The 8,869-nt window shown below is 32.2% G+C and carries 7 protein-coding genes and 1 rRNA gene; 1 reads left to right on the top strand and 7 read right to left on the bottom strand.

From position 1 onward, the window contains the following. The 7 genes from ACCQ40_RS02345 to ACCQ40_RS02315 form a co-directional block, all read right to left on the bottom strand. Positions 1–226 (bottom strand): 16S ribosomal RNA (locus tag ACCQ40_RS02345); the annotation flags it as partial. A 604-nt stretch (positions 227–830) separates the two neighbouring features. Then, a complete protein-coding gene (locus tag ACCQ40_RS02340) occupies positions 831–2,099 on the bottom strand; it encodes an alkaline phosphatase family protein (RefSeq protein WP_410032452.1) in 1,269 nt (422 codons plus the stop codon). An 8-nt stretch (positions 2,100–2,107) separates the two neighbouring features. Continuing rightward, the gene (locus tag ACCQ40_RS02335) at positions 2,108–2,935 is read right to left on the bottom strand and encodes a carbohydrate ABC transporter permease (protein ID WP_394019324.1); all 828 of its coding nucleotides are present in this window, start codon (positions 2,933–2,935) and stop codon (positions 2,108–2,110) included. A 9-nt stretch (positions 2,936–2,944) separates the two neighbouring features. Next, the gene (locus ACCQ40_RS02330; protein ID WP_410032450.1) at positions 2,945–3,862 is read right to left on the bottom strand and encodes a carbohydrate ABC transporter permease; all 918 of its coding nucleotides are present in this window, start codon (positions 3,860–3,862) and stop codon (positions 2,945–2,947) included. Further along, positions 3,807–4,958: an ABC transporter ATP-binding protein gene (locus tag ACCQ40_RS02325; protein ID WP_410032449.1), complete on the bottom strand. Its 1,152-nt coding sequence runs from the start codon at positions 4,956–4,958 to the stop codon at positions 3,807–3,809. The genes ACCQ40_RS02330 and ACCQ40_RS02325 overlap by 56 nt, the downstream gene beginning before the upstream one ends. A 12-nt stretch (positions 4,959–4,970) precedes the next feature. Next, the gene (locus ACCQ40_RS02320) at positions 4,971–6,368 is read right to left on the bottom strand and encodes an ABC transporter substrate-binding protein (RefSeq protein ID WP_410032448.1); all 1,398 of its coding nucleotides are present in this window, start codon (positions 6,366–6,368) and stop codon (positions 4,971–4,973) included. Between the two features lie 213 nt (positions 6,369–6,581). Next, positions 6,582–7,295 carry a glycerophosphodiester phosphodiesterase gene (locus tag ACCQ40_RS02315; RefSeq protein WP_410032447.1) on the bottom strand — a complete coding sequence of 238 codons (714 nt, stop codon included), beginning with the start codon at positions 7,293–7,295 and terminating at the stop codon, positions 6,582–6,584. Between the two features lie 139 nt (positions 7,296–7,434). Between ACCQ40_RS02315 and ACCQ40_RS02310 the strand changes: the two genes are divergently transcribed. After that, positions 7,435–8,781: a sodium-dependent transporter gene (locus tag ACCQ40_RS02310; protein WP_410032446.1), complete on the top strand. Its 1,347-nt coding sequence runs from the start codon at positions 7,435–7,437 to the stop codon at positions 8,779–8,781. Positions 8,782–8,869: the final 88 nt, after the last annotated feature.

The raw sequence follows: 8,869 nt of genomic DNA, 5'->3' as shown, positions 1-8,869 counted from the left end.
ACTTTGGTTAATATCTCATGCGAGATAGAAACATCATAGGGTATTATTCTCCGTTTCCAGAGGCTATCCCCTTGTATAAGGCAGGTTACTCACGCGTTACTCCCCCGTCCGCCACTAATCCGCTTAAGTTCATTCCGAAGAAATCATTTAAGTTTCATCGTTCGACTTGCATGTGTTATGCACGCCGCCAGCGTTAATCCTGAGCCAGGATCAAACTCTCATGAAAAATATTATTTACTACTATTACTAATAGTAGATTTAAGTTTAATTCATAAGAATCTTTCTCGGTCTCCGTCCTGCGACCACTCCGTGGAGGGTCCTCTATTGGCCGGACGGGCCTATTTTGATCTAGACTCTTCATTTACATCAACATTCTGTTAATGCGTGATTTAAATTATCCTGTTCTTTATATAAAGAACAAAATCATTGTTTTAAGGTTACTCAAATTAATTGAATAAGTTTAATTTCTATTTATTTTTAGATAAGTTTTATCTTATCTGGTTCATATTGCCGCTTCTCAACGACAAGATATATAATACCACGTTTAAAAATGTTTGTCAAATGTTTTTTCAAATATTTTTAATTTTTCGTTATAAATTGCTTTTATAACTAGTGCGGTATTTTTATATATTACACCATCTTAAAATGATTGTCAAATTTATTTTCCAATCACTTCTTAAGTGGTGATACTAATAATACTAGGAATTTTTAATTATGTCAAGTTTTTTTCTAAATTTATACCCCTCTATAAGTTCCTTCTATGTATAGGCACAAAAAACTGACCTAGTATTTTCTAGCTAGGTCAGTCCTAATATAAGAAAACTAATATTTTATCTTAAACACTCATTAATTACACTTCCGCTCATATTTTTTATTTCTAAATCGTAAATTTTATTAATTGTTGGAGCTATATCTACGATTTTTTCATTTTCTATAGTCTTGCTTTCTTTGAAGGCAGGACCTTTAAATATTGCTATGGCTAGATTTTTTTCCTTGCTTGGTAAAAATCCGTGGTTACCTCGTGGTCCTGGTTCTTTATCTCTACTTTCTACAAAGTCTCTTGCATCTGCGTCAAATACATAACCTTCCTTAGCCTCAATCCATAACTTAGCACGGTCACTTGATTTTAAATCGCTAATCTCTTCGGTGGTAAATATTTGATCTATTCCTTCTATGTTTAAACTTTCAATCTTCTCTTTGATTTCTGCTACAAGTTTAGGATTATCTTCTTTTGTATAAAGAGCTGTAGATCCTCCGCATGTTAAGAAATATGCTTGCCAGTCTTCTTTTACAGTACCATCTTCATTTACATTTACTAAATCCATATCTGCTAAAACTTTATTTAGTCTAATAGGATAAGCTGTGTCTATTTGGGAGTGGTCGCTTAAAAGCATGATATTTATTTCATCAAGATTTTTAACTTTTGAAATTTTTTCAAACATACGTTTAAGTCTATCATCTAGTTCTTTTATAGCATCTGTTATTGCAAAGTGGGTAGAACCATATACATGCTTTTGGTGGTCTACATCTATTAGATGAAGGAAGGTAATGTCTGGCTGGTGTTTTTCAAATGTGTAGGCCGTAGCATTTGCCATCCATTCATCTTTTTTCTTTTGACTATCACAACTATTAAATGGACCAAAAACAGATTGTAGCTCTTCTATATATTCTCCACTACCGTTTTCTTTTAAGTGGTCTATATAGGTTCCTACTGGATTTGGAGAAACTTCTGGAACATTAAACTCAATATCTGCTTTTGCAGAAACTGGCCATGAAAAGGCAGCTATTTTTAATCCCTTTTTGTGGGCATTTTTTAATATTGTATCTCCAGAAATATAATCATGGTCCCAATACCAATCCATTGCTTTTTTCTCAGGCTGAACAAGTAAGTTATTATCAACCCCATGTTCAATCGGATATCTACCAGTGACAATTGTTGAATGAATAGGATAAGTAAGGGTTGGATATATGGATTCTACTTTTCTTATCCATGTACCTTTTTCTATTATTGATTTTAAAAACGGTAGATTTTTATAAGTTTCTTCATCACAGTATCCAAGAGCATCTAGTGAAATAATTATAAGTGGTGTATTGTTCATAATATCTCCTATTTGATTCCGCTATAGGTAAAGGCTTTAATAATCTCTCTTTGGGCAAAGATATAGATAATTACAATTGGTAATATCAAAATAACATTTCCTGCCATTACTGTATTCCAATGGATGCCATCTAGGGTTGACTTAAGCATAGAAACTCCTAGAGGTAGAGTTCTTACATCATCATTACTTGTCATAACTAATGGCCAAAAATAATCATTCCATGTACCAATAAAGTTTAAAAGAGCAATGGTGATTACAGTACCGCGAGCTTGGGGAAGCATAATTTTAAATATTATCTTCCATGTTGGAGTATTATCTAAAACTGCTGCTTCTATAATCTCATCTGGCACTTGCATAAATCTTTGGCGCAGTAAGAAAATCCCAAAGGCTGAACTTGCCCATGGTAATATAAGTGACCAGTAGGTGTTAATTAAATTTGCCTTAGAAAACATAAGATATACTGGTAAAAATATTAACTGAGCAGGGATCATCATGGTTACAAGTATCAATGAGAACAAAATATTTTTGCCCTTAAAATCCATTTTCGCAAAGGCATAGCTTGCTGGGATGATTGTTAATAATTGCAAAGCCACCACTGATAAAGTTACAATGATAGAGTTTTTTGTATAATGTAAAAATGGTCCAGAATTCCAAGCATCTACATAATTTTGTGGTACCCAAGTTTCTGGTAAGAAAGTTGGTGGCAGTTTTAAAGCTTCAGCCAAGGGCTTAAAGGAAGTAAATACCATCCATAAAAACGGTCCTAGGAAAATAACTGAAACCAGTATCAAAGCTATAATTCTTAATATTTTTCTTAAAATACTTTCTTGTCTCATAAATTCTCCTTAATTGTAGTAAACTTTCTTAGCCATCAGCTTAAAGTAAATAAAGGTAAGTATAGCTATTACAACAAATAAAATTACTCCTGCTGCTGATGAAAGTCCCATGTTAAAGAACTTAAATCCTGTTTCATAAATATAATAAACTAAAGTATTTGAAGCATTCATCGGCCCACCTTGGGTCATAATACTAATAGTTTCAAAAACTTTAAAACTTGCTATAATACTTGTAATGCCTATAAAAAATATAGTAGGCGAAAGCATTGGCAAAGTAATTTTAAAAAGTTTTCTATGCCAAGGAGTATTATCTAGGGCTGCTGCTTCGTAAATATCATCAGGTATAGCTTGAAGACCTGATAAAAATATTAAAGAATAATATCCTACACCCTTCCAAATGCTTACTGCTGCTAGAGAATACATAACTATATCTGGATTTGTAAGAAAACTAACAGGACCTACACCAATTTTGCCTAGCAGATAATTAAAAAGACCATAATCATAGTCCATTAACCATAACCAAAGCATAGATATAGATACTAAAGATATGATATGAGGGGCAAAGACTACACTTTGCATAAAAGAATGTATCTTAGTATTTTTATTTAAGGCAATAGCAATAAGTAATCCTAAAATTATAAAACCTGCTACTGTAAGGATGGTGTATAAAATAGTATTTCTCATAGTTTGAGCAAATCTAGGATCACCTAATAGATGCTTAAAGTTGTTAATTCCCACAAACTTCATATCCGGGGATATGAAGTTCCAATCATGAAATGAAAGGTAAATCATATATATGATAGGAATAAAGGAGAATAAAACAAAAACTAACATAGCAGGAGTAATCATTAGATAAGGGCTAGCCTTACTTTTAGTTTGAGCTATAGGTTTTTGAGTTGGTTGTTTTTTCTTGATAGCTACGTTCAAACTCATCTCCCCTTTCTTTGCTCTCATTTTTAACTTCTACTTCTTCTAATTTTTGGTTTTCGGTTAATAAATTTTGGTTCTTATCAAAGTAATTTAAATCTTCTTTTTTAACTTCTATGATTACTTCATTTTTATTAATAATCTCTTTTTCATAAGATTTAACTTGGAAAGAACCTAGATTATTTTCTAAAGTATATATGGTTTCTGATCCTAGAGGCTCAACATTTTCTACATTACTAAGAATAGATAAAGAATCTTGGTAATTAGGCTTTTCTACAATTTTAGCATCTTCAGGTCTAAATCCTACATACTTTATAGCAGAGTTATGAGGCTCATAATATTTTCTAGTACCATCGTTTAGTTCGATGATATTCATAGGTGGAGATCCTATAAATTTAGCAGTAAATACATTAGCTGGGTTATTATAAACATCACGTGGTTTTGAGTCTTGCATAACATGACCATCACTCATAACAATAATTTGTGTTCCCATACTCATAGCTTCTACCTGGTCATGGGTTACATAAATGAAGGTTGTTCCAAGCTTTTCGTGAATTTTTTTAAGCTCTGTTCTCATTTGCACCCTAAGTTTTGCATCTAAGTTACTTAAAGGCTCATCTAAGATAAATATATCTGGTTTTTTTACCATAGCGCGTGCTAGGGCAACTCTTTGCCTTTGCCCACCGGAAAGATTTGATGGTCGTCTATCCATATATTCATCAAGAGAAACTATTTGGCTAATCTCACTAATAAGTCTATTTCTTTCTTCTTTTGGTACCTTGTTATTTATAAGTCCAAATTCTATATTTTCTCTAACTGTCATTGTAGGGTAAAGAGCATAGTTTTGGAAAACCATAGCTACTTTTCTATCTCCAGGAGCTACATTATTTACTAACCTATCTCCTATATAGATATTTCCATCGGTAATATCTTCTAGTCCAGCTATCATTCTTAAAGTAGTGGACTTACCACATCCTGACGGTCCTACAAAAACAGCAAAAGCTCCGTCAGGGATGTATATAGATACATCCTCAACAGAATACTTTTCATTGCCGTCATATTTTTTATATACGTGTTCTAGTTTTACACTTGCCATTTTTTATCCTAACTAAAATGATAAGATTGATTGTGCTTGATTTTGTAAGTTATCATAAATTTGATCTACATCAGCACCTTGAGTTGTCGTATTTGTCACACCTTCATAAAGCATTTTTTCCATTTCAGGCCATCCTTTTGCAATTGGTCTTGCTTGTGCATGTTCTAACTGGTCAAACGCTGTTCTGTATTGAGGGATTTCTTTGTGGAGTTCTTGAATTTTATCAGTTTCTACTGATGAATATCTTGTTGGTAGATAACCTGTATATTCTGAAGCAAATACGTTTTGCTCTGTCGCTGTCATAAATTTAATGAATTTAAAAGCCGCTTCTTGCTTTTCTTTATCAAGCCCACTAGTCATAACAATGTTACATCCACCTGTTGGTACCGCATAATGTTTATTCCCTGGGACAAATGAAGTATCAAGCTCAAAACCATTTTCTTCAGCTAATGGTAATAAAGATGATAAACCTGCAGTAGATGTGAAATATAAAGCAGAATTTTGGTTTACAAAATCTTGTCTTTGTGTATCTCCTGCTTGTTCACCTAAAACTACTTTTATTAGATCATCATCTGCAAGTTCTTGTAAGAATCTAGCTGGTTCTTTTGTTCCCTCTTGATCAAAGCCAATTTCCCCATCTTTTGCATAAAATCCATCAGATGAATAAACCCAAGCTTCTAAAAACCATGGATCTAAATTAAATGTCATTGCATACTTATCGTTATCTTTATCTCTTAATGCTTTAGCATATTCCTTAAATTCTTTCCAATCTTTTGGCCCCTCTGGATCAAGACCTGCTTCTTTTAACATATCAACGTTTTTATACATAATTGGAGTTGATCTATAAAAAGGAAGTCCGTATAAAGAATCATCTATATATGCTTCGTGCATAAGTCCTTCGTTAAAGTCTTCTATATCTACTTCATCATCTACAAATGGATCTAGATTTTCAATCATGCCACCTTTAGCCATGGTATACATATTTGCAATTTCTACTTCAAATATTTCTGGTGCATTGTTTGCTGCTTTTGCAGCTTGTGTTTTCGATGAAAGTTCATCATATGAACCCTGGTAAGCTGCTTCAACTACAATCTCATCTTGGGATTCGTTAAATTGTTTTACCAATTCTTCTTTTGATTCACCGATTTTATCCTTCCAGGCATACCAATATGTAATGTGAATTTTTCCATCATCGGTGTTTGCAGAAGTTTTCTTATCTTCTGTATTATTTTCTGCTGGTGTGTCGCTAGTTTCCCCGGATTTATTTTCTGCATTATCTGTATTTGCAGATTCTGTTTGTGCTGGTTGACTGTCTGTTGCAGTGTCATTATTATTTGCACCACAAGCTGTAAAGCCTAGTAACATTGACATTGATAAAGCTAGGCTAAAAATTTTTTTTGTATTAAACATACATCCTCCTAAAGTCTAATGTATGTATATTTTAAGAAGTGCATATAAAATGTATTTATTAATCTTGTAATACTTTGGTAAATTTTAGCAAAGATTTTTTAAATTTTTTTTACAAGCTTAGTCAATTTTTAGAAAAATTACTAAAATCAAGGTATTTTTAAAATTTATATAAACTTTACAAATATTTAATAAAAAAAAGCATACTATTGTATGCTAATTTAGAAATTCTTTTACTTTATCTGGATAATCTGTTATGAGTCCAGTAGGATTACATGGCAAATATATACTATAATCATAATCAGCTTTACCAAACCAAATGTTTAAACCAATATTATTTTCAGCAAATTTTTCTGCTATTTCTTTATTTACTGTAAAATTCATAGGATGGTAGTACTCCATGCCCAAGTTTTTTACATACTCCCATGGCTTATAAAGTCTGGATGATTCCAAAACTCCACATTTAATATGTGGGGCAATATCTTTAAATTTTACTAGGGCATTGTGATTAAATGATGAAATAATTATTTTTTCATCTAAGCTATATTCTTTTATCAAATCATAAACTTTCTTTTCAATACCTGGATAGTCGATTATGGAAGTTTTTAGTTCTATATTTGTAATAATATCCTCATTTTTGGCATATTCAAAATACTCTTTTAATGTAGGAATTTTTTGACTGTCCCATTCAGGATAAAATTTTGCTGCATTTAACTTTTGTAGTTCATCTAAAGTTTTTTCGAAAACTAAACCCTCTCCATCAGTTGTTCTATCTAAAGTTTCATCGTGAATTATTACTAATTGACCGTCTTTTGATAAATGAACATCAAATTCTATTCCATCCGCACCAGCTTCAACTGCTTTTTTAAAGGCTAGCATGGTATTTTCTGGATATTTTCCTTTAAAACCCCTATGGGCAAAATTTATCATTAATTCCTCCTAAAATTTTTGTGTATATGATAGCAATAAAATATTTTAATTTTATATTAGTTTTGTAAAATCTAAATTAAATACTTGTTTTTGCCACAACTTTGGTATAATTATTGGTAATATAAATTAAGGATTAGAAATGGATAATAAAAATAAAGATTTGATAAAAAATGATGGTTTCACTGGTAAATTAGGATTTACCCTGGCATCCATAGGATCTGCTGTAGGAATGGGAAATATTTGGCGTTTTCCTGTTATGGTTTCTATTTGGGGAGGGATGAGCTTTTTAATTCCCTACTTTATATTTGTAATACTAATTGCATCAACTGGGGTTATAGAAGAATTTGCCCTGGGTAGGCTTACAGGGTCTGGACCTGTGCATGCTTTTGGTTTTGCTACAAAACAAAAAGGAAATGAAAATATAGGAAAAAAATTAGGCTTCATCCCTGTTTTAGGCTCTCTTGCTCTAGCTATAGGCTATACAGCTGTTATGGGGTGGATTTTTAAATACAATTATCTGGCTATAAGTGGAGAATTGTCTAGCTTGGGCAATGATTTTTCATCTATAGCTATAACTTTTGAAAATACTGCGGCAACTTTCTCAAATAATTTTTGGATAATAATAGCAGGAATTTTTTCGATGGTTATTATGTCTTTTGGTATCGCTAAGGGCATTGAGAGGGCAAATAAGATTTTAATGCCTATTTTATTTATTTTGCTACTTGGCCTTGCCATATACCTAGGAATGAATCCAAATTCAGCAGCTGGCTATAGGTATATTTTTAGCCTGGATACATCTAAATTAGCTGACATAAAGTTATGGATTTTTGCCTTTGGCCAAGCCTTTTTCTCCCTATCTATTGCAGGAAATGGATCTGTAATTTACGGATCATATTTACCAAAAAATGAAGATATCCCATCTTCTGCAAAAAACATTGCTTTTTTTGATAGCTTATCTGCCATCCTTGCAAGTTTTGTAATCATTCCTGCCATGGCTATTGGTAAGGCTGACCTTACTGAGGGTGGACCCGGCCTTATGTTTATATATTTAGTAAATGTCTTTAATCAAATAGAAGCCGGTAAAATTTTAATGATTATTTTTTATCTAGCTGTTTTATTTGCAGGACTTTCATCTATAATCAATCTTTATGAAGCTCCAGTAGCCTATGTTCAGGAGAAATTTGGCCTAGAACGTAAAAAATCAGCCTTTATTATAAATCTATTGGGAATAATATGTGCTATTTTCATCCAAGCTATAGTTGGTCCATGGATGGATATTGTTTCTATAGTAATAGCTCCCCTTGGAGCCCTGCTAGCTGGAATAATGTTCTTCTGGGTTTTGGATAAAGATATAGCTATAAAAGAAGTAAATATGGGTCGCAAAAAAGCTTTAGGCGCTTGGTTTTATCCTCTCGGTAAATATATTTACTGTGCATTAAGCTTCCTTGCACTTATTCTTGGTATAGTTTTGGGTGGTATTGGTTAATAAATATTTTACCAATTTTTGAGTGTAAGAGCTTGAAAACTTTAAATTAATATAAATTTTTTTAAAAATTTATTAAATTTATTGTATT

The organism is Anaerococcus cruorum (assembly GCF_046365495.1).
Taxonomy (GTDB): Bacteria; Bacillota; Clostridia; order Tissierellales; family Peptoniphilaceae; genus Anaerococcus; species Anaerococcus cruorum.
This window is presented reverse-complemented; position numbering and strand designations above follow the sequence as displayed.

What these genes read in the sequence shown, in the direction of transcription:
- ACCQ40_RS02320 (WP_410032448.1), bottom strand. Translation starts at nt 6,368, where the DNA reads ATGTTTAATACAAAAAAAATTTTTAGCCTAGCTTTATCAATGTCAATG.
- ACCQ40_RS02310 (WP_410032446.1), top strand. Translation starts at nt 7,435, where the DNA reads ATGGATAATAAAAATAAAGATTTGATAAAAAATGATGGTTTCACTGGT.
- ACCQ40_RS02325 (WP_410032449.1), bottom strand. Translation starts at nt 4,958, where the DNA reads ATGGCAAGTGTAAAACTAGAACACGTATATAAAAAATATGACGGCAAT.
- ACCQ40_RS02315 (WP_410032447.1), bottom strand. Translation starts at nt 7,295, where the DNA reads ATGATAAATTTTGCCCATAGGGGTTTTAAAGGAAAATATCCAGAAAAT.
- ACCQ40_RS02335 (WP_394019324.1), bottom strand. Translation starts at nt 2,935, where the DNA reads ATGAGACAAGAAAGTATTTTAAGAAAAATATTAAGAATTATAGCTTTG.
- ACCQ40_RS02340 (WP_410032452.1), bottom strand. Translation starts at nt 2,099, where the DNA reads ATGAACAATACACCACTTATAATTATTTCACTAGATGCTCTTGGATAC.